A 19,452-nucleotide genomic window follows, 5' to 3' on the forward strand; every position below is an offset into this window, starting at 1 on the left:
ATCTACTCTCATGTTCAAGAGGAACGGATAGGCGACGTGATCGCAAGTCATGCTTATTGTGCTAATTTTTTCGCATATCGATGCTGTCACCACCGATTTGAGGGTCATCGGAATTAGCCCATTTTTCCGATGCGTATCCGGCGCTCGAGAATGAACCCCTGTATCGAAGGCGAGACTTTCTTATGGAATTGAGTGGTCTCCCTCCGAAGCCGGATGATTACCTCACAGATGACCTGAGTGGCACACCGCTATTACTGGTTCGTCGTCTCCGGGCTACTGACTCCACGGCGAGGCATTGCGCAAGAACCGATGCCAACGATCAGCCCTGCCGTACGGCTCGAAGGCAGCACCAGCCAACCCCGTTCGCGTGCATCCGATCCGCGCCTCCCACCCTTCGGTAACGAATAGGCGTTGTTGTCCCTCGTGGACGGCGCGATGGAATCAGGGGTGCAAGCGTCCGGTGGTAAAATTCCGGGTTCTCGCAGTTTCCCCGCGTTTTCACCCTTGCGTCACGCCCCCATCATGTCCGACACCCGCCCCGACACCCTGTTCGCGCTGAACGCGCTCTCCCCGCTCGACGGCCGTTACGCGTCGAAAACCGAAGCCCTGCGCGACTGGCTCTCGGAAGCCGCTTTCATGCGCAATCGCGTGACGGTTGAAATCCACTGGCTGATCGCGCTCTCGCACGCCGGTTTCGCCGAAGTACCGCGCTTTTCCGAAGCGGCCGAACAGTTCCTGCTGCAACTGGCCGAGCGCTTCACCGCGCACGACGCCGCGCGCATCAAGGAAATCGAACGTGTGACGAATCACGACGTGAAAGCGGTCGAGTACTGGCTGAAGGAATCGGTCAAGGGTCAGGAAGAACTGGAACGCGCGAGCGAGTTCATCCACTTCGCCTGCACGTCGGAAGACATCAACAACACGTCGCACGGCCTGATGCTGGCGGGCGCGCGTGAACACGTGATTCTGCCGGCGCTGCGCTCGGTGCATCAACGCCTCGTCGCGCTGGCTCATGCGCAAGCCGAACAGCCGATGCTGTCGCGCACGCACGGCCAACCGGCCAGCCCCACCACGCTCGGCAAGGAAATCGCCAACGTCGCTGCGCGTCTGGAACGCGCGATCGAGCGTATCGCGAAGGTCGAACTGCTGGGCAAGATGAATGGCGCGGTTGGTAACTTCAACGCGCATCTGTCCGCGTATCCCGAATTCGACTGGGAAGCGTTCTCGCGCGAAGTGGTCGAACAGCGTCTGAAGCTCACGTTCAATCCGTACACGATCCAGATCGAGCCGCACGACTACATGGCCGAACTGTTCGACGCCGTGTCGCGCGCGAATACGATCCTGCTGGATCTGGACCGCGACGTGTGGGGCTACATCTCGGTCGGTTACTTCAAGCAACGTACGAAGGCCGGCGAAATCGGCTCGTCGACGATGCCGCACAAGGTCAATCCGATCGACTTTGAAAATTCGGAAGGCAATCTCGGCCTGGCCAACGCCACGCTGCGCCACCTGGCCGATAAGCTGCCGATTTCGCGCTGGCAGCGCGACCTCACCGACTCGACGGTGCTGCGCAACATGGGCGTCGCGTTCGGCTACTCGCTGCTTGCGTACGACTCGCTGATCCGCGGCCTGGACAAGCTCGAAGTGAATGCGCAGCGCCTGAATGAAGACCTCGACAACTGCTGGGAAGTGTTGGCCGAGCCGGTGCAAACGGTGATGCGCCGCTACGGCATCGAGAACCCGTACGAGCAGTTGAAGGAACTGACGCGCGGCAAGGGCATCACGCGCGAAGCGCTGCAAACGTTCGTGAGCGGCCTGGCGATTCCGCAAGATGCGAAGGATCGTCTGCTCGCCATGACGCCGGGTTCGTATATCGGCAAAGCGGTCGAACTGGCAAAGCGCATCGCTTAAGCTTCGGTCATCGCTGCCTCATTGCTTCTTCGGAGGCATAGAAAAGCCGCTCCTCGGAGCGGCTTTTCTTCGTTCAGGCCAAAGGGCTGGAAACTCAGCGAACCTCGACCTGCTTCAACACCTCGACGACGATTTCTTCCGGCGACAACTCGATACTCACCGTGATCGCTTCATCCGGGCCCGGTTCCTCGAGCGTATCGAGCTGACTTTGCAACAGCGACGGATCGAAGAAGTGACCGGTACGGGTAGTCAACCGCGCCTCCAGCACTTCGCGCGAACCCTTGAGGTAGATGAAGCACACGTCCTTGTCGCCATTACGCAGAACATCGCGGTACGAACGCTTCAGCGACGAACACGTGAATACCGCCTTCTCGCCCGCCCGTTGCTTCCCTTCGATTGCCACGCGGATGGTTTGCAGCCACGGCCAACGGTCTTCGTCGGTAAGCGGAATGCCGTGGTGCATTTTCTCTTTGTTGGCGGCGCTGTGAAACGCGTCGCCGTCGGTAAATGCGCAGTGCAGGCGTTCCGCCAGCATTTCGCCAATCTTCGTTTTGCCGGCGCCCGACACGCCCATTGCGATCAGAATCATCAGAAACTCCTTACACGACCGTCGCGAGCGCGAAAGTCAAACCCAAACCCATCACTGAAATGATGGTTTCGCAGAGCGACCATGTCTTGAACGTCTGCACTACCGTCATACCGAAATATTCCTTGATCAGCCAGAAACCGCCGTCGTTGACGTGCGAGAAAATCAGCGAGCCCGAACCGGTTGCCAGCACCAGCAATTCCGGCGTGACATGCACGCCGCTCGCCGCCGCGATCGGCGCGACGATACCGCAAGCGGTGGTCATGGCGACCGTCGCCGAACCCGTGGCCAGACGAATCAGCGCGGCCACCAGCCAGCCGAACAGCAGCGGCGACAGGTGCATGGCCGTTGCCACGTTGACGATTTCCTTCGAAATGCCGCTATCCATCAGCACGCGCCCGAAACCGCCGCCGGCACCGACGATCAGCGTGATGCCCGCGATCGGCGCCAGACATTCGCCGCAGAACTTCTGAATCTGCTCACGATTGAAACCGCGGCTCGCACCGAAAGTCCAGAAGCTGACCAGCACGGCGATCAACAACGCGACGTCCGAATTGCCGACGAAACGCAGCAGGTCGTTCGCCAAGGTCTTCGGCGTAAACACGAGGTCGGCCCAGCTGCCGACCAGCATCAGAATCACCGGCAACAGAATGGTGAAAAGCGTAATGCCAAAGCTCGGCAGTTCGCGCTTTTCCTTTTGCTTGTCAGCGGCGCCGAGAAACTGCGCGGCGAGCGGATTGTTCTCCGGCAGTTTGATATAGCGGCTGACCAGCAATGCGAACAACGGACCGGCGACGATCGCCGTCGGCACGCCCACGATCAGGCCGTACGCGATCGTCTTGCCGATGTCGGCGTGATACGCCTGCACCGCGAGCATCGCGGCCGGATGCGGCGGAATCAGGCCGTGCACGACGGAAAGCCCCGCGACCATCGGCAAGCCGACCAGCAGCAGCGATTTGTTGGTGCGCTTCGCGACGTTGAACGCGATCGGAATCAGCAGCACGAAACCGACTTCGAAGAACACCGGCAAGCCCACGATGATCGCCACGACCATCATCGCCCAGTGAATGTTCTTCTCACCGAACCAGTCGATCAACGTAGTGGCAATGCGCTCCGCGCCGCCCGATTCGGCCATCATCTTGCCGAGCATGGTGCCTAGCCCGACCACGATCGCAATGTGGCCGAGCGTGTTGCCGTTACCGGTTTCGAACGATTTGACGATGGTGCCCATCGGCATGCCGGATGCGAGACCCAGCAACAACGACACGATGATGAGGACGAGGAACGGATAAACCTTGTAGCGGGTGATCAGCAGGATCAGAAGTGCGATGGCGATCACCGCGAAGACCAGCAGCATGCTGCCGTGGACAGCTTCCATGAAGCTCCTCCTTTGCGTTATTGATGTCGGTGCGGAACACGGCTGGCACCTGTCTCACGGCGACCTGCAGCGGTGCCAGAAAACCCGGCAAGCCGCGCGGACGCTGAATTTTACTGTTTGTTGTCTCTAAAAGCGCGCGAATCCGGCGCGCATATCGAAAAGGAGCCTCGCCGCGACAGCCTGACAGACTGTTTCGACGAAGCTCCTTTGCGTGGTACCTGGCTAGCGGACTATCGTATCGTGCGCCGATGCAACTTAGTGTGCAGCTTAGTGAGCAGGCGCGGCCAGCTCGCTGGCGGCACGCGCGAGACGCGTGACTTCATCCCAGTTTTGCGCGACGAGCGCGGCTTTCGGCGTCAACCACGAACCGCCCACGCACACGACGTTCGGTTGTGCGAGGAAATTGATGGCGCTTTCGGCCGTGATGCCGCCGGTTGGGCAGAATTTCAGTGTCGGGAACGGGCCGTAAAACGCCTGCAGCATCGGCACGCCGCCGGCTTGCTGCGCCGGGAAGAACTTGACGATTTCGTAGCCGAGTTCCAGTGCGGTGATGATGTCGGTCGGTGTCATCACGCCCGGCAGCAGCGGCAAGCCCGCATCCTGCGCGGCCTTGTGCATGTCTCTCGTCAGACCCGGCGAGACGCCGAACTGCGCGCCCGCTTTCTTGGCCTGAGCGCAGTGCTCGGGCTTCGTGATCGTACCGACGCCAACCACGATGTCCTCAGCCAGTTGGCTCGCGCGTTCGATCGCTTCCAGACCGGCTGCGGTGCGCAGCGTGATTTCCAGCACCTTCACGCCACCCGCGTGCAGTGCGCGCGACACGTTTTCACCCTGCTCGACCGAGTCGAATGCGAGCACCGGAATCACGGGGCCGAGGCGCACGATGTCGCTTACTGTTTTCGCTGTCATAGTCAGACTCCTTATTTCTGCAGCGTTTAGCTGGCTTGAGTGGTGCTTGTGTGTGCTTCGGTGTGTGCTTTGGCCCGCTCACCGTGATGCGCTGCGCGCTCGCCCACCATCGGACCGAACACCGAGGCGCCCTGCTCCGCCGGCGCTGCCGCCGCACGGAACACGCCGAACAGCTCACGGCCGAAGCCGACTTCGTTCTCCGCCTGATGCTGCGGCAACGCTTCCGGCCGCGCCGCCCATTCGGCTGCGTCGATTTCGATGTCGAGCACGCCTGCGTCCGCATCGATCACCAGCATGTCGCCGGTGCGAACCTTACCGATCGGGCCTTGCAGCAATGCTTCCGGCGACAGGTGGATCACCGCCGGCACCTTGCCCGACGCGCCGGACATGCGGCCGTCCGTGACCAATGCGACGTGGAAACCTTGATCCTGCAACACACCGAGCAACGGCGTCAAACGATGCAGCTCGGGCATGCCATTTGCGCGAGCGCCCTGGAAACGCACAACAGCAATGAAATCGCGCTTCAGCTCGCCCTTGTCGAACGCGGCCTGCACCGCTTCCTGCGAATCGAACACGATGGCCGGCGCCTTCACCTTGCGATGCTGCGCCGCCACTGCGGAAATCTTGATCACGCCGCGGCCAAGCTTGCCTTGCATCAGACGCAAACCGCCATCGGGCTGAAACGGTTCTTTGATGCCACGCAGCACCGCCGTGTCTTCGCTCTTTTCCGCGCCCGGTACCCATTGCAGCTTGCCGTCGATCAGCTTCGGCTCTTCCGTGTAGTGATGCAGCCCTTTGCCGGCGACGGTGTTCACGTCCTCATGCAGCAAGCCGCCTTCCAGCAGATTGCGGACCAGGAACGCGACACCGCCCGCAGCGTGGAAGTGGTTCACATCGGCCTTGCCATTCGGGTAGATCTTTGCGAGCAGCGGCACGGCTTGCGACAGCGTGTCGAAGTCGTTCCAGTCGATCACGATGCCGGCTGCGCGTGCAATCGCGACGAGGTGCAACGTGTGATTGGTGGAACCGCCCGTTGCCAGCAATGCGACGATGCCATTGACGATCGCTTTCTCGTCGACCACGTGGCCGATCGGGGTGTAATTGCCGCGGTCCACCGTCAGATCGAGCACGCGGCGCGCGGCCTGCGCCGTCAGCGCGTCGCGCAGCGCCGTATGCGGATGCACGAACGCGGAACTCGGCAGATGCAGGCCCATGACCTCCATGAGCATCTGGTTGCTGTTCGCGGTGCCGTAAAACGTGCAGGTGCCCTGGCTGTGGTATGCGGCGGCTTCCGCTTCGAGCAGCGCGTCGCGGCCGCATTGACCGGTGGCGAAGAGTTGGCGCGTCTTGGCTTTGTCGTCGTTCGACAGACCGCTCCCCATCGGGCCGGCCGGCACGAAAATCGTCGGCAGATGGCCGAATTGCAGCGCGCCGATCAGGAGGCCCGGCACGATCTTGTCGCAAATGCCGAGGCACAGCGCCGCGTCGAACATGTTGTGCGTGAGCGCGACCGCCGTGCTCATCGCGATCACTTCGCGCGAGAACAGCGAAAGTTCCATGCCCGCATTGCCTTGCGTGACGCCGTCGCACATGGCCGGCACACCGCCCGCGAATTGCGCGACGCCGCCGTTTTCACGCGCGGCCTCTTTGATGATGTCGGGGTAGTTTTTGTACGGCGCGTGCGCGGACAGCATCTCGTTGTACGACGACACGATGCCGATGTTCGGCTCGCGGATCGCCTTGATGGCGAACTTGTCGTTGCCTTCGAGGCCGGCAAAACCGTGGGCCAGATTGGCGCAGGAGAGCGCGCCGCGCGCCGGAAATTTGCCCTGAGCGTGATGGATGCGGGCCAGATACGCCTCGCGAGTGGGTTTGCTGCGCTCGACCACGCGTTGCGTGACCTTCAACAATTGCGAATGCGGGGAAACCATCGGAGCTCCTTCGTCGCTGGCGTGAGCCGTGCGCGCACTATGCCAGGTAGGTATCGCGGGGATGTCGGATCAGTCGACGACGCAATCTTAGTAGAAAAACTACACGATCGCAATCACGATTCCTGCTGCACCGCCGCATCTTTGAATCGCCGCATCGCCATACTGGCTTTGCCTTAGCGACATATATGCCAAAAACCAGGGAATACACCTAGCGCTCGATATGTAGTTTTTGTAGCTTCTTCAGCAATCAGATATAGTCCACGCATTCTTCAGCATAGTGCGAGTTTTCCGATGATGCTGTCCCAAGTGGAAGAGATGCGCGAGCAGTTGCGCCCGTCCGAGCGCAAGCTGGCCGATTACGTGATTGAAGCGCCGCGCGAGGTGCTGGATCTATCGATGACCGAAGTGGCCGCGCGCGCCGGCGTCAGTCAGCCAACTATCGCTCGGTTCTGTCATGCGCTCGGTTTTTCCGGCTTTCGCGAGTTCAAGATCCGGCTGGCGCAAGGGATCGCGGCGGAAGTGCCCGCCGTCTACCGCGACGTGCGGCCTGACGAGCCGGCGCCGGGCGTGGCCGCGAAGGTGCTTGACCGGACTATCGGCGCGCTGATCCAGGTGCGCAACAATCTGTCGTCAGATAGCGTGGCGGCGGCAATCGCGCTGCTGGCGCAGGCGCGGCGCATCGAGTTCTACGGCGCGGGCGGTTCGGGCATCGCGGCGCTCGATGTGCAGCACAAGTTCTTTCGCCTCGGCATGCCGAGCGTCGCGTATTCGGACCCGCATACGTTTCTGATGTCGGCCGCGCTGCTGGGCGAGGGCGACGTGGTGGTGGCGATCTCGAATACCGGCCGCACGCGCGACATCGTCGATGCGGTGAAGTCGGCGCTAGCGGCAGGCGCGAAGGTGATTGCGATCACGCACGGCAATTCGCCATTGGCACGGCTTGCGACGGTCGGGTTGTTTGCCAATGTCGACGAAGACACCGATATCTTTTCGCCGATGACCTCGCGCGTCTCGCATCTGGCGATCGGGGATATTCTCGCGGTGGGTGTGGCTTTGAGCCGGGGGCCTGAGCTCGTCGAGAAGATGGCGCAGGCGAAGGAAGTGATTACTCGCAGAAGGATCGATCCGGGCGCCTGACGTTTCGCGGACGGTCGCGCATCGGACGTTGGCAGTGACATGCGTTCGCGTAGGGACAGCAGCAGGGGAAGGCGTCGCTCGGGAGAGGTGAGCGACGTGTTCGCAATCGTATCGGCTGTTCGGTGCGTCAACCGCACGCGCAAAAAAAGGACGAGCTCCTCGAAGGGAGCCCGTCCTCTTTTCTTTACTACCGGGTCAAACTCAAACTTGCGGCCTACGGAAGGGCGCGACGCAACCGCCGCACCTTTTCACCACCGTCATACGCTTACCACTGATACGACGCACCGGCGCCGACAGTCGTTTCGCTACCGCTGATGCCGGCACCCACCTTGACCTTCAGGTTCTGCGTGATACGGGCCGATGCGCCCACAGCCGCGGCCTGATAACCCTTGTAAGTCGCTCCGGCGACGCCGACTGCCAGCGTCTTGCCCGGATCGACTTCCGGAATCATCGTCAGCGCGGTGGCGGCTGCTACGCCGCTGTAGGCGCTGCGCGCCACGTCATTGATACCCGACTGGAACTGACGCATGTTCACGGCGTCCGTCGCAACCTGGCCATCGGCGACGTTGGTGATACGACGCTCATTGCCTTGCGAACCCACAGAGACAGTGTTCGCCTGATCGGCCACGGAACCCGAACCGATCGCAACCGAGTTCTCGCCACTAGCCTGCGAACCGCCGCCGAGCGCCACGGCATTGTTGCCGGTGGCTGCCGCTGCCGGTGCGCCGCCTGCGTTGAGGGACATCGCGGTGTTGCCGGTCTGCTGCTGGTTCTGCACCGACTGGCTCAGATCGGACAGTTGCTGGTTGGTATTCCACAACTGCGCGCCGGTCACTGCATCGGTGCTCGTCGCCGACAGTTCGCCATCCTGCAGGTTGGTCAACTTCACCTTCGGCGCGCTGGCCGAACCGCCCAAGGTCACCTGGTTGTGTGCCGACGTGTCATACGACACCGCGTTCGCCACCGAGCCGCTCATCGAGCCGACCGTCGTCTGCAGGCTCGCGATATCGGACGTGTTCTGCGTCACACGGCCGTCGACGTTCGCGATCGCCGCGCCGACGTTGTTCACGGTCGTGCCGCCGACGCTATATGACGGCGCCGAGACCGTGCCGTCCGCGTTGACGGTCGATCCGCCGCCAAGCGCCGCTGCCGTGCTGGCTGCGTTCGCATGGAGTTGCGAGCCGTTCACCGCATCGACGCTCTCCGCGCTCACCGCACCGGCCGCCACACCGGTCACGACACGGTTACCCGCTGTGCCGGCCACGCTGAGACGCGTGCCATCGGTCGTAGCGCCGATGCGCAGATCGCGCGAAGTCTGGTCCTGCGTGACCATGCCGATGCTGCCATTGTTGATCTGCGTTTCCAGCGACGACAGATTCGTGTCAAGCGTATCGAGCGCGTCGCCGACGGTGCTCTGCGTGCCGCCCTGCATGTGATAAGTCGGGCTGACGATCGAGCCGTCAGCGTTCACTTGCGCACCGCCGCCGAGCGATGCGACGAGCGGGTTCAACTGACCCAGGTTGACCGCGGAGTTGCTGGTCGTGCCGGCTGCGACGCCGAGCAGTTCGCGCGGGCCCGTGGTGCCCATGAAGTTGACGCGCGTTCCGCCGGTGTTGCTGGCGACCGTCAGATCACCCGAAGTCTGATCCTGCTGCACGAGGCCGACTGCGCCCGTGTTGATCTGGTTAGCCAAATCGCTTACCGAACCTTCGACCGTCGTGACGCGCGTGTCGAGGTTCGAGATATTGCTGGTGTTCTTCGCGATGTCGCTAGTGTTTTGCGCGATGTCGCTGGCGTGCTGCGCAATATCGCTAGTGTTCTTCGCAATATCGTTCGTGTTCTGCGCGATGTTGCCAGTGTTGGTCGAGATGTCGCTCGTGTTCTGCGCGACGTTCTGATTCGTCGTGTACAACTGCGTGCCGTTCACTGCGTCCATGCTCGAGCCCGACACCGCGCCTGCCGCCACGTTCTTGAGCGTCGTACCCGAGGCGCCTGCGAACGTCACCTTGTCGCGCGCCGCGGAGTCGTAGGCCACCGCGCCGGCCACACCGCCGCCGAGGCTGGCGATCTGCGAGTTGATCGTGCTGATGTCGCTGGTGTTCTGCACGAGATCGCTCGTATTCTGAGCGATCTTGCCAGCGTTCGTCGCGATGTCGCTGGTGTTCTGCGTGATCGCAGCGACATTTTGCGCAACGCTCTGGTTCGTCGCATACAGTTGCGAGCCGTTCACCGCGTCCGTGCTCGAGTCCGATAGCGCGCCCGCTGCCACGTTCGTGATCTTCGTGCCTGCCGCGCCGGCCAGCGTCATCGTGTCGTGCGCCGACGAGTCGTATTTCGCGACGTCCGCCATCTGGCCGTTGATCGTGCTGACCTGCGTATTCAGCGTGCTGATGTCCGTGGTGTTCTGCGCGATATCGCTCGTGTTCTGCGCAACCTTGCCCGCGTTCGTCGAGATGTCGCTCGTGTTCTGAGCAACCTTGTCGACGTTCGTCGAGATATCGCTCGTGTTCTGCGCGATCGCGGCGGCATTCTGTGCAACGCTCTGGTTCGTCATGTAGAGCTGCGAACCATTGACCGCATCCTTGCTCGAATCCGACAATGCACCTGCCGCCACGTTCGTGAGCGTCGTGCCCGATGTACCGCCGAAACTCACCTTGTCATGCGCCGACGAATCGTACGTCACCGCGCCCGCCACCCCGCCGCCCAAGCTGGCAATCTGCGAGTTGATCAAGCTAATGTCGCTGGAGTTCTGTGCGACATTCTGGTTCGTCGCGTACAGTTGCGTGCCGTTCACCGCGTCCGTGCTCGACGAGGACAGCGCGCCCGCCGCCACGTTCCTGATCTTCGTGCCCGCCGTGCCGGCCAAGGTCATCGTGTCGTGTGCTGACGTGTCGTATTTCACGACGTCTGCCATTTGACCGTTGATCGTGCTGACCTGCGTGTTCAGCATGCCGATGTCGCTGGTGTTTTGCGCGATGTTGCTAGTGTTTGTCGAGATGTCGCTGGTGTTCTGTGCGATGTTGCTGGCGTTCGTCGAGATGTCACTGGTGTTCTGCGCGATCGCAGCCGCATTCTGCGCGACGTTCTGATTCGTCGTGTACAGCTGCGCACCATTCACCGCGTCCGTGCTCGACGCCGACACCGCGCCGGCCGCGACGTTCGTGAGCGTCGTGCCCGACGCGCCGCCCAGCGTGACCTTGCTCTCCGTCGTATCGTCGTAGGCGACGAAAGAGTTGGTGGCGTTGCCGCTCGTATCAGTCTTCAGACCCGCCGCCTGCAACTGGGCGTAGTTGACCGCATCGGTCGCTTGCGTACCCGCCGCGACATTCACGATCTGACGCTGGTTCGTTGCGCTGCCGACCGATACCGTGCCGAAACGATTCGCCAAAGAACTGCCGCCCAAGGCGACTGCATTCCCGGCAGTCGCACTCGCGTTATAGCCCAATGCCGCCGAAACTCCTGCGCCGCTCACGACGTTCGAGTTATAGCCAAAGGCGACCGATTGGCCTGCGCTAACTATCGAGTTATAGCCCACGCCAATGGAATTTTGGCCGCTGACATTTGCACCCACGCCGATCGCCTGAGAATTGTTGCCCAATGCCTTGGCATTCGGGCCGATTGCCAACGCTCCATTCTGAGTCGCGCTCGCAGCGGCCCCGCCACTGTAGGCAGCGATGTATTTGCTGCCACTCACAGCAAGATTGTCGATCGCCGTATCCAGACCACCGAGCGCGCTGCCGACGTCGTTATAGACTGAGCCACCAAGGGTATAGCTCGGAGCTGTCACATGACCGCTCGCGTCCACGCTAGCGCCGCCACCCAGCGAAGCCGCGATGCTTTGCGCCGTACCGGTCAGTTGGCCGAAATTCGCCGCATCAGTAGCCGCCGTACCCGCAGCCAGATTCGTGATCTTGTTGCCGCCCATATCGAGCGCGTTCAGCACGAACAAACCATTGTTCGTGATCTTCAACTGGTCGATGCCACCGGCACCCACATGAGCGGTATTCGGATCGGTCACCGTAAAGAACGCACCCGCATTCCCACTAGCGTCGTAGGACACGATGCCGGCTTGCTGCGCACCAGTGCCCGAAGTACAGTCAGCACCCGTGGTCACCTGTGCACCGTCCGCAGAAGAAATGCAGCCCGAGTTGCTTGCATCAGTGCCCAACACGCCTACCGCAAAGGAGTTGGGCGTGGCCGCCGCTTCAGATTTCACCGCCGTGCCGAATCCAACCCCCGCCGCCATCAGCGCCGCCACCAGCGCCTTCTTGTTCCGACTCTTCTTGCCGCGGCTCTTCGCGACTTCGGGTGCGGCTACATACGTGCCGGTGGTTTCATTCCAAACGGTTTTGTACGACTTGTTCATGATTTCGTCCTTCTGAAGATCTGATATCGGGCTCTGTGCGGCGGAGGCTTTTTTAATGGAGGCCGGCGCGCGTCAGGTGCTGACAGAAGGATGAAAACGGGGTCGTCGTGATGAGAACTTTCGGACCATCCCATTAATCCTTCTGGGGATGCTCCGACTATAGAAGTAGGAATCTGACGGTTTAATAGGACGGTTCTTAAAGAAAATACGGCACCGATCAGACTTTTCTTACGTGATGTGCTTGAATATCAGACAACATAAGTCGCAAATCCCTACCAGACAAAGGTATCAGCCGACAGGAACAGCGCAATCCGTGCATAGGGACGCGGCTAGGCCCACGCTCAAAATCAGAAAATTCCGAACGTAGCGATCAGCCGGATAGCAGCTTGAAGGAAAGTGAGCGGCGCAGAAAATAGCGCGTTGAAATCGACAGTGTCCTGCGAATATTTTGCCGACGAACCATCGATTACTGATGTGCAGCGCCGCGCGGAGACAAATGCCACGCGACGAGTTAATGCTTATTCAAAAAACGTAAATAGGAATATTCCTATTTTTAAAACGGCTTGATCACCACCAACGCAACCGCCGCCAACATCCCCAGCACCGGCAGTTCATTAAACATCCGATACCACTTGTCCGTCCGACGGTTCTCGCCGCGCTCGAAGGTCCGCAGCAGTACCCCGCAGTACGCGTGATAGATGATCAGCAGCACCACCACGCCGACCTTCGCGTGAATCCAGCCCTGCCCGCGCCCAATGCCGACCGCGAGCCACAGCCACAGTCCGCATGCTAGCGCCGGCACCGCGATGAACGTCATGAAGCGGAACAGCTTGCGGGCCATCGTCAAAAGCCGCGCGGTGGCCGCGGGTTCAGTCTCCATGGCCAGATTGACGAAGATGCGCGGCAGATAGAACAGGCCGGCAAACCAGGAAGCAACCAGGACGATGTGAAACGTCTTTACCCAAAGCATCAGCGGTCCTTGCGACTTGTATTGTGGAAATCAGCGCTCGTGGCGGCGCGTTCGTAATGAAAAGACGCAGCCGGCAGCATTGCTCGGTGGCGTTCGCGATTAAACGTACAGCCGGCGGCGCTTATTCCGGTTTTCGCGATGAAACGCGCGGGCGGCGCCGCTTATTCCGGCGTTCGCGATGAAACACGCTTCCGACGGCGACTTATTGCCGGCCTTCGCCATGCCCAAGCACGACGTACTTCATCGACGTCAGCCCTTCCAGCCCGACCGGTCCGCGTGCGTGCAACTTGTCGTTCGAGATGCCGATCTCCGCGCCCAGGCCAAATTCAAAGCCGTCCGCGAAACGCGTCGACGCGTTGACCATCACGCTCGCCGAATCCACCTCGCGCAGGAAGCGCATTGCGCGGTCGTGGTCTTCGGTAACGATCGCGTCGGTGTGCTTCGAGCTATACGTGTTGATGTGGTCGATCGCGGCGTCGAGATCGTCGACCACCTTGATCGCCAGCACCGGCGCGAGATACTCGGTGCGCCAGTCTTCTTCGGTGGCATCGACGAGCGGGCCGATGCCGGCGTCAGCCAGCACAGCGCGCGCGGCTGCATCCACGCGCAATTCGACTTCCTTGTCGCGATACAGCTTGCCCAAAGGCGGCAGTACTTCAGCCGCGATACCGCGCGCGACCAGCAGCGTTTCCATCGTGTTGCAGGTGCCGTAGCGGTGCGTCTTCGCGTTGTCGCAGACGGTCAGCGCCTTGGTCAGGTCCGCGCGATCGTCGACATACACGTGGCAGATGCCATCGAGGTGCTTGATCATCGGCACACGCGCTTCGTTCATCAGCCGCTCGATCAGGCTCTTACCGCCGCGCGGCACGATCACGTCGACGTATTCGGTCATCGTGATCAGCTTGCCAACCGCGGCGCGATCCGACGTCGCCACCACTTGCACGGCATCCTGAGGCAAACCGGCGGCTTCCAGCCCTTCGCCGATCAGCTTCGCCAATGCCGTATTGCATTCGAGCGCTTCAGAGCCGCCACGCAGAATCGTCGAGTTGCCCGACTTCAGGCACAGCGCGGCGGCGTCGATCGTCACGTTCGGACGCGATTCGTAGATGATGCCGATCACGCCGAGCGGTACACGCATCTGGCCGACCTGGATGCCGCTCGGGCGGTACTTCAGATTGCTGATCTCGCCGATAGGATCGGCCAGCGCGGCGACTTGCCGCAAGCCTTCGACCATCGTCTTCAGCGCCTTGTCCGACAGCGTCAGTCGGTCGATGAAAGCGGCGTCGAGACCTTTGTCACGCGCACGGGCTACGTCGCGCGCATTGGCTTCCTTCAGCAGCGCGGCGTCGCGTTCGATCGCGTGAGCGACTGCAGCGAGCGCGGCATTCTTTGCCGCCGTCGACGCACGCGCCATCGCACGCGAAGCGTGACGGGCGCGGCGGCCGAGGTCGGTCATGTACTGGTCGATATCCATGGTGATTCTCGTGGTGCCGCGCACATCGAGGTGCGGCGGACAAGCAGAATTAGCGAAAGATGAAACGATTGTAAGTCGGGTGGCAGCGCTTTGCTTGCCGCGGCGGCCGGAGTGACTGAGGTCAGATCCTTAGCGCCGTCAACCTCGACGGTGCGAGACCTGATACTGCCCCTGCATCGACTGTGACGCGTCTAGATGCCTGCTGCTGGTTGTGGGAAAGCCTCACACCGGCTCCTCATCAGCATGTCAGCCTCATCAGCCACGTCAGCCACTATTGGCCGCGTCGATCGTCCAGATCAGACTGGCCTTCGCGCCGGCGTAGCTGCCGCGGAGCGAGGTCGTGGCGGCGGCACAGGCGCTGCTTTCGGCGAAGCCACCGTCATGGCCAGTTCGAACAGGCCGTCCCACGGATCAGGCGGTGGGTCGTTGCGATGATTGCCCGGCGTGCCGCCCGACAATCCCTTCACCTGCCGATCCAGCCGCGCGGCCAAAGCGAGCGCCTTTTCAAGCGTGCTTTCCGTGACGCGCGACAGCGCCGGCCCAATCAGCCGCTCACGCGGGCCCCAGACGCGGTTCTCACGCACCAGCATCGCAAGCGGCTTGCCGGCCGCGACGCCGCGCTTGATCCGCAACAGCGTCCGCACTTCTTCGACGACCGCCCACAACACCAGTACGGCAGCCTCGCCTTCGCCGCGCAGCCCGTCGAGCATGCGCGCCAGGCGGCCGACATCGCCCGCCAGCATCGCCTCGTTCAGCTTGAAAACGTCGTAACGGGCAACATTGAGCACAGCGTCCTGGATCTGTTCGAAGCTCAAAGACCCAGCCGGATACAGCAACCCGAGTTTCTGGATTTCCTGATGCGCCGCCAGCAGGTTGCCTTCAACACGTTCGGCGATGAACGCCAGCGCACGCCGCCCTTCTTCGCCGGCAACGACCCGCTGGCCCTGAGCCGCAAGCCGTTGACCGACCCAATTCGGCAACTGCGCGCGTTCGACCGGATCGATCTTCAACGCGACGCCGGCATCGGACAGCGCGGTGAACCACGCGGACTTTTGCGTAGCTGCATCGAGCCGCGGCAGCGTGATCATCGTCAGCACGTCGTCATTCACGGCGGCGGCGAGCGCCTTCAGCGCATCCGCACCTTCCTTGCCGGGCTTGCCCGATGGGATGCGCAATTCGACCAGTTGACGGTCGCCGAACAGCGACATCGATTGACTCGCGCCAAGTAGCGAACTCCAGTCGAAACCGCGTTCGACCGTGAACACCGAGCGATCCGTGAAACCGGCCGCACGCGCCGTCGCACGAATCCGGTCGCTCGCTTCCTGCGCGAGCAGGTGCTCGTCGCCGTACACGACGTAGAGTCCGGCGAGTCCCTTCGCGAGATGCGCTTCGAGCGCGTCAAGTCGCAGTTGCATGGCTACCGATCGGCGAGGTTAAACGGGTGCATGAGCGAGTGCATGAGCAAGCGCAGCAAGCGAAACAAAGACACAGCGCGGCGCTCACAGCGGCGGCGGCGGTAACGGCGCGCGCGGCGCAACCGACGGCACCTGCTGACCCGGGGCCGGATGCAGCGAGCGCACCAGCGACAGACGGCGCGAAAGCTGGTCGATCGCGTCGTTTTCCATGTCCGCGAACAGGATGTCCGCTTCAGCAGCCTTGGCCTGCGAGTACTGGTCGCTATAGGTCATCGCGCGGTTTAGCGCGATCGCGCTCGGCGGAATCAGCACGGTGCCATCCTTGCCGACCAGCGTGTAGTTCATCGTGAGATTCATCGCGTACTCTTCGACGACACCGAGCGAGTTCAGCGTGAGCGTATTGACGCCGCGGCCTTCGGTGATCTGCAACGTTGCGTCGGCATTCGCGACGGAAGTGACCACCACCGTGTCGCTGCCGCCCTGTACGAGGCGAGCCAGCCGCGCGCCGGCCGCTGCCGAACCGCCGGAGATATAGAGTCGTTTGAATGCGTAGTCCTGCTGACCGCGCAGCTGGAAGCCGCAGGCGGACAACATCAGCACGCTGCACACCAGCGTCAATAACGATCTGCGAGTCACATTGGCTCCTGGTTCGCAGTAGATTTCGCAGCGAGAGACAAGCGCCGCCGCGCGCGGCGGCACTTGTCTGCTGTCATGTTTCGGTGGGCTGTCAAACGACCACGTTCACGAGACGGCCCGGCACCACGACGATTTTTTTCGGCGCCTTGCCTTCGCTGAACTTCCCGACCGCTTCATGCGCGGCGGCGAGCTTTTCGATCGCTTCACGTGTCGCGTCCTTCGCCACCGTGAGCGCGCCGCGCACCTTGCCGTTCACCTGCAGCACGAGCTCGATTTCGGCCTGTTCCAGCGCCTGTTCATCGACCTTCGGCCACGCTGCGTCGAGCAGCGAGCCGAATTCGTCGGCGTAACCGAGTTCCTGCCACAACTGGAACGTCTGATGCGGCACGACCGGATACAGCACGCGCAGCATCACGCTGTACGTCTCGCGCAGCACCGCCGGTTGTGCGCCCTTCGCGCTGTCGAGCGCGTTGAGCATCTTCATCGCCGCCGACACCACCGTGTTGTATTGCAAACGCTGATAGTCGAAGTCGGCCTGCTTCAGCACGCTGTAGATCTCGCGGCGCAGCACCTTGTCGGCGTCGCCGAAATTCGCGGCGTCGAGCTTACCGCCGGCGCGCAACGCGGCTTCGTTCGCGTGACCGAAGTTCCACACGCGGCGCAGGAAGCGGCTCGCGCCTTCCACGCCCGAACCGGACCATTCGAGCTGTTGTTCGGGCGGTGCAGCGAACATCACGAACAGACGCGCCGTGTCAGCGCCGTGTTGATCGATCAGCAATTGCGGGTCGACGCCGTTGTTCTTCGACTTCGACATTTTCTCGACGCCGCCGAGTACCACCGGCTGGCCATCCGAGTTCAGCACGGCGCCGACCGGGCGGCCTTTGTCGTCGAACGAGACGGTGACGTCAGCCGGGTTGTACCAGGTCTTCTTACCGGCGTCGCTTTCACGGTAATAGGTTTCGTTGAGCACCATGCCCTGCGTCAACAGGTTCTTGGCCGGCTCGCCGAACTTGATCAAGCCCATGTCGCGCATCACCTTCGCCCAGAAGCGCGAGTACAAGAGGTGCAGAATCGCGTGCTCGATGCCGCCGATGTACTGGTCCATCGGCGCCCAGTAATCGGTGCGCTCGTCGACCATGGTCTTCGCGTCCGGCGCCGCGTAGCGGTAGAAGTACCAGGACGAATCGACGAAGGTGTCCATCGTGTCGGTTTCGCGCTTGGCCGCGCCACCGCAGGTCGGGCACGTGCAATTCACGAATGCTTCCGACTTGGCGAGCGGATTGCCCGTGCCGTCCGGCACGAGGTCTTCCGGCAGCACCACCGGCAGATCTTTTTCCGGCACCGGCACGTCGCCGCACGTCGGGCAATGGATGATCGGAATCGGCGTGCCCCAGTAACGCTGGCGCGACACGCCCCAGTCACGCAGACGCCACGTGATCTGCTTGTCGCCAAGGCCGAGTTCTTTCAGATCGGCGGCGATCTGGTCGACCGCCTGCTCGTAGTTAAGGCCGTCGTACTTGCCGCTGTTGATCAGCGTGCCGGTCTTGTCGCCGTACCATTCTTGCCAGGCATCGGTCGAGTATTCCTTGCCTTCAACTGCCACCACCTGCTTGATCGGCAGACCGTATTTCTTCACAAACGCGAAGTCGCGCTCGTCATGCGCCGGCACGCCCATCACGGCGCCTTCGCCGTAGCTCATCAGCACGTAGTTGCCGATCCACACTTCGACCTGTTCCTGCGTCAGCGGATGCGTGACGTAGAAGCCGGTGGCCATGCCCTTCTTTTCCATCGTCGCGACGTCGGCTTCCGCCACACCGCCGCGCTTGCATTCTTCGATGAAGGCCTGCAGTTCCGGCTTGTCTTGCGCGAGACGCGTGGCGAGCGGATGCTCGGCCGCGACTGCACAGAACGTCACGCCCATGATCGTGTCGGCACGCGTGGTGAACACGCGCAGGAGCTTCTGTTCGCCGTCGATTTCATACGGGAAACCGAAGTTCACGCCGAAGCTCTTGCCAATCCAGTTCTGCTGCATGATCTTGACGCGCTCGGGCCAGCCGAGGCCTTCAAGGTCGTTCAGCAGTTCATCCGCGTACTGCGTGATACGCATGTAGTACATCGGGATTTCGCGCTTTTCGATCAGCGCGCCCGAACGCCAACCGCGGCCGTCGATCACCTGCTCGTTGGCGAGCACGGTCTGATCGACCGGGTCCCAGTTGACGGTGCCGGTTTTCTTGTACGCGATGCCCTTTTCGAGCATCTTCAGAAACAGCCACTGGTTCCACTTGTAGTAATCGGGGCTGCAGGTTGCGACTTCACGCGACCAGTCGATCGCGAGGCCCATCGACTGCATCTGCTTCTTCATGTAAGCGATGTTGTCGTAGGTCCACTGCGCGGGCGGCACGTTGTTGGCCATCGCGGCGTTTTCCGCCGGCATGCCGAACGCGTCCCAACCCATCGGCATCAGCACGTTGTAGCCGTTCATCCGCAGATAGCGGTACATCACGTCGTTGATCGTGTAGTTGCGAACGTGCCCCATGTGCAGCTTGCCCGACGGGTACGGCAGCATCGAAACGCAATAGAACTTGGGCTTATCAGTCGTTTCCGAAGTCTTGTACGCGTCGATGGCGCGCCATTGCCCTTGCGCGGCGGCTTCGACGTCGGAGGGAACGTATTTTTCGTGCATGGTGTGATGAGATCGCTGGGTTCGGTGCTTTCGCACCGGCCGCTTTGGTGCTCTGC

Annotated in this window: 12 protein-coding genes; 2 read left to right on the forward strand and 10 right to left on the reverse strand. The window is 61.8% G+C overall.

Annotated features, from left to right (window positions below; all coding sequences use genetic code 11):
* Nucleotides 1-522 precede the first annotated feature (522 nt).
* Entirely contained in the window at nt 523-1,911 is a 1,389-nt protein-coding gene (gene purB / locus HHL24_RS09675; protein WP_169485280.1) for an adenylosuccinate lyase, read from the forward strand.
* Between the two features lie 94 nt (nt 1,912-2,005).
* Here the strand turns inward: purB and HHL24_RS09680 are convergent, their stop codons facing one another.
* From HHL24_RS09680 to edd, 4 genes are all read right to left on the reverse strand, one after another.
* The gene (locus HHL24_RS09680) at nt 2,006-2,500 is read right to left on the reverse strand and encodes a gluconokinase (protein ID WP_169485281.1); all 495 of its coding nucleotides are present in this window, start codon (nt 2,498-2,500) and stop codon (nt 2,006-2,008) included.
* A 10-nt stretch (nt 2,501-2,510) separates the two neighbouring features.
* Nucleotides 2,511-3,875 (reverse strand): GntP family permease, encoded by a 1,365-nt coding sequence (locus HHL24_RS09685; protein ID WP_169485282.1) that lies wholly within the window; start codon nt 3,873-3,875, stop codon nt 2,511-2,513.
* Nucleotides 3,876-4,142: 267 nt separating this feature from the next.
* Nucleotides 4,143-4,784 carry a bifunctional 4-hydroxy-2-oxoglutarate aldolase/2-dehydro-3-deoxy-phosphogluconate aldolase gene (gene eda / locus HHL24_RS09690; protein ID WP_169485283.1) on the reverse strand — a complete coding sequence of 214 codons (642 nt, stop codon included), beginning with the start codon at nt 4,782-4,784 and terminating at the stop codon, nt 4,143-4,145.
* A gap of 26 nt (nt 4,785-4,810) precedes the next feature.
* The gene (gene edd, locus HHL24_RS09695; protein ID WP_169485284.1) at nt 4,811-6,715 is read right to left on the reverse strand and encodes a phosphogluconate dehydratase; all 1,905 of its coding nucleotides are present in this window, start codon (nt 6,713-6,715) and stop codon (nt 4,811-4,813) included.
* A 291-nt stretch (nt 6,716-7,006) separates the two neighbouring features.
* Here edd and HHL24_RS09700 point away from each other — a divergent pair, with 291 nt between their 5' ends.
* Nucleotides 7,007-7,852 (forward strand): MurR/RpiR family transcriptional regulator, encoded by an 846-nt coding sequence (locus tag HHL24_RS09700; RefSeq protein ID WP_169485285.1) that lies wholly within the window; start codon nt 7,007-7,009, stop codon nt 7,850-7,852.
* A 265-nt stretch (nt 7,853-8,117) separates the two neighbouring features.
* Here HHL24_RS09700 and HHL24_RS09705 read toward each other — a convergent pair whose 3' ends face one another.
* From HHL24_RS09705 to leuS, 6 genes are all read right to left on the reverse strand, one after another.
* The gene (locus tag HHL24_RS09705; protein WP_169485286.1) at nt 8,118-12,218 is read right to left on the reverse strand and encodes a YadA-like family protein; all 4,101 of its coding nucleotides are present in this window, start codon (nt 12,216-12,218) and stop codon (nt 8,118-8,120) included.
* Between the two features lie 553 nt (nt 12,219-12,771).
* Nucleotides 12,772-13,188, reverse strand: a complete 417-nt coding sequence (locus HHL24_RS09710; protein WP_120349445.1) for a CopD family protein — start codon at nt 13,186-13,188, stop codon at nt 12,772-12,774.
* 202 nt (nt 13,189-13,390) lie between these two features.
* Nucleotides 13,391-14,662, reverse strand: a complete 1,272-nt coding sequence (locus tag HHL24_RS09715; protein WP_169485287.1) for a glutamate-5-semialdehyde dehydrogenase — start codon at nt 14,660-14,662, stop codon at nt 13,391-13,393.
* A 296-nt stretch (nt 14,663-14,958) separates the two neighbouring features.
* A complete protein-coding gene (gene holA, locus HHL24_RS09720) occupies nt 14,959-16,077 on the reverse strand; it encodes a DNA polymerase III subunit delta (protein WP_169485288.1) in 1,119 nt (372 codons plus the stop codon).
* Nucleotides 16,078-16,161: 84 nt separating this feature from the next.
* Nucleotides 16,162-16,713 carry an LPS-assembly lipoprotein LptE gene (locus HHL24_RS09725; RefSeq protein WP_169485289.1) on the reverse strand — a complete coding sequence of 184 codons (552 nt, stop codon included), beginning with the start codon at nt 16,711-16,713 and terminating at the stop codon, nt 16,162-16,164.
* A gap of 91 nt (nt 16,714-16,804) precedes the next feature.
* Nucleotides 16,805-19,396, reverse strand: a complete 2,592-nt coding sequence (leuS, locus tag HHL24_RS09730) for a leucine--tRNA ligase (RefSeq protein ID WP_169485290.1) — start codon at nt 19,394-19,396, stop codon at nt 16,805-16,807.
* Between the last annotated feature and the right edge of the window lie 56 nt (nt 19,397-19,452).

Source organism: Paraburkholderia polaris (assembly GCF_012927345.1).
In the GTDB taxonomy this organism is placed as follows: domain Bacteria; phylum Pseudomonadota; class Gammaproteobacteria; order Burkholderiales; family Burkholderiaceae; genus Paraburkholderia; species Paraburkholderia polaris.

Coding starts and splice junctions, on each gene's coding strand:
- purB (WP_169485280.1), top strand. CDS start 523: ATGTCCGACACCCGCCCCGACACCCTGTTCGCGCTGAACGCGCTCTCC.
- HHL24_RS09680 (WP_169485281.1), bottom strand. CDS start 2,500: ATGATTCTGATCGCAATGGGCGTGTCGGGCGCCGGCAAAACGAAGATT.
- HHL24_RS09685 (WP_169485282.1), bottom strand. CDS start 3,875: ATGGAAGCTGTCCACGGCAGCATGCTGCTGGTCTTCGCGGTGATCGCC.
- eda (WP_169485283.1), bottom strand. CDS start 4,784: ATGACAGCGAAAACAGTAAGCGACATCGTGCGCCTCGGCCCCGTGATT.
- edd (WP_169485284.1), bottom strand. CDS start 6,715: ATGGTTTCCCCGCATTCGCAATTGTTGAAGGTCACGCAACGCGTGGTC.
- HHL24_RS09700 (WP_169485285.1), top strand. CDS start 7,007: ATGATGCTGTCCCAAGTGGAAGAGATGCGCGAGCAGTTGCGCCCGTCC.
- HHL24_RS09705 (WP_169485286.1), bottom strand. CDS start 12,218: ATGAACAAGTCGTACAAAACCGTTTGGAATGAAACCACCGGCACGTAT.
- HHL24_RS09710 (WP_120349445.1), bottom strand. CDS start 13,188: ATGCTTTGGGTAAAGACGTTTCACATCGTCCTGGTTGCTTCCTGGTTT.
- HHL24_RS09715 (WP_169485287.1), bottom strand. CDS start 14,662: ATGGATATCGACCAGTACATGACCGACCTCGGCCGCCGCGCCCGTCAC.
- holA (WP_169485288.1), bottom strand. CDS start 16,077: ATGCAACTGCGACTTGACGCGCTCGAAGCGCATCTCGCGAAGGGACTC.
- leuS (WP_169485290.1), bottom strand. CDS start 19,396: ATGCACGAAAAATACGTTCCCTCCGACGTCGAAGCCGCCGCGCAAGGG.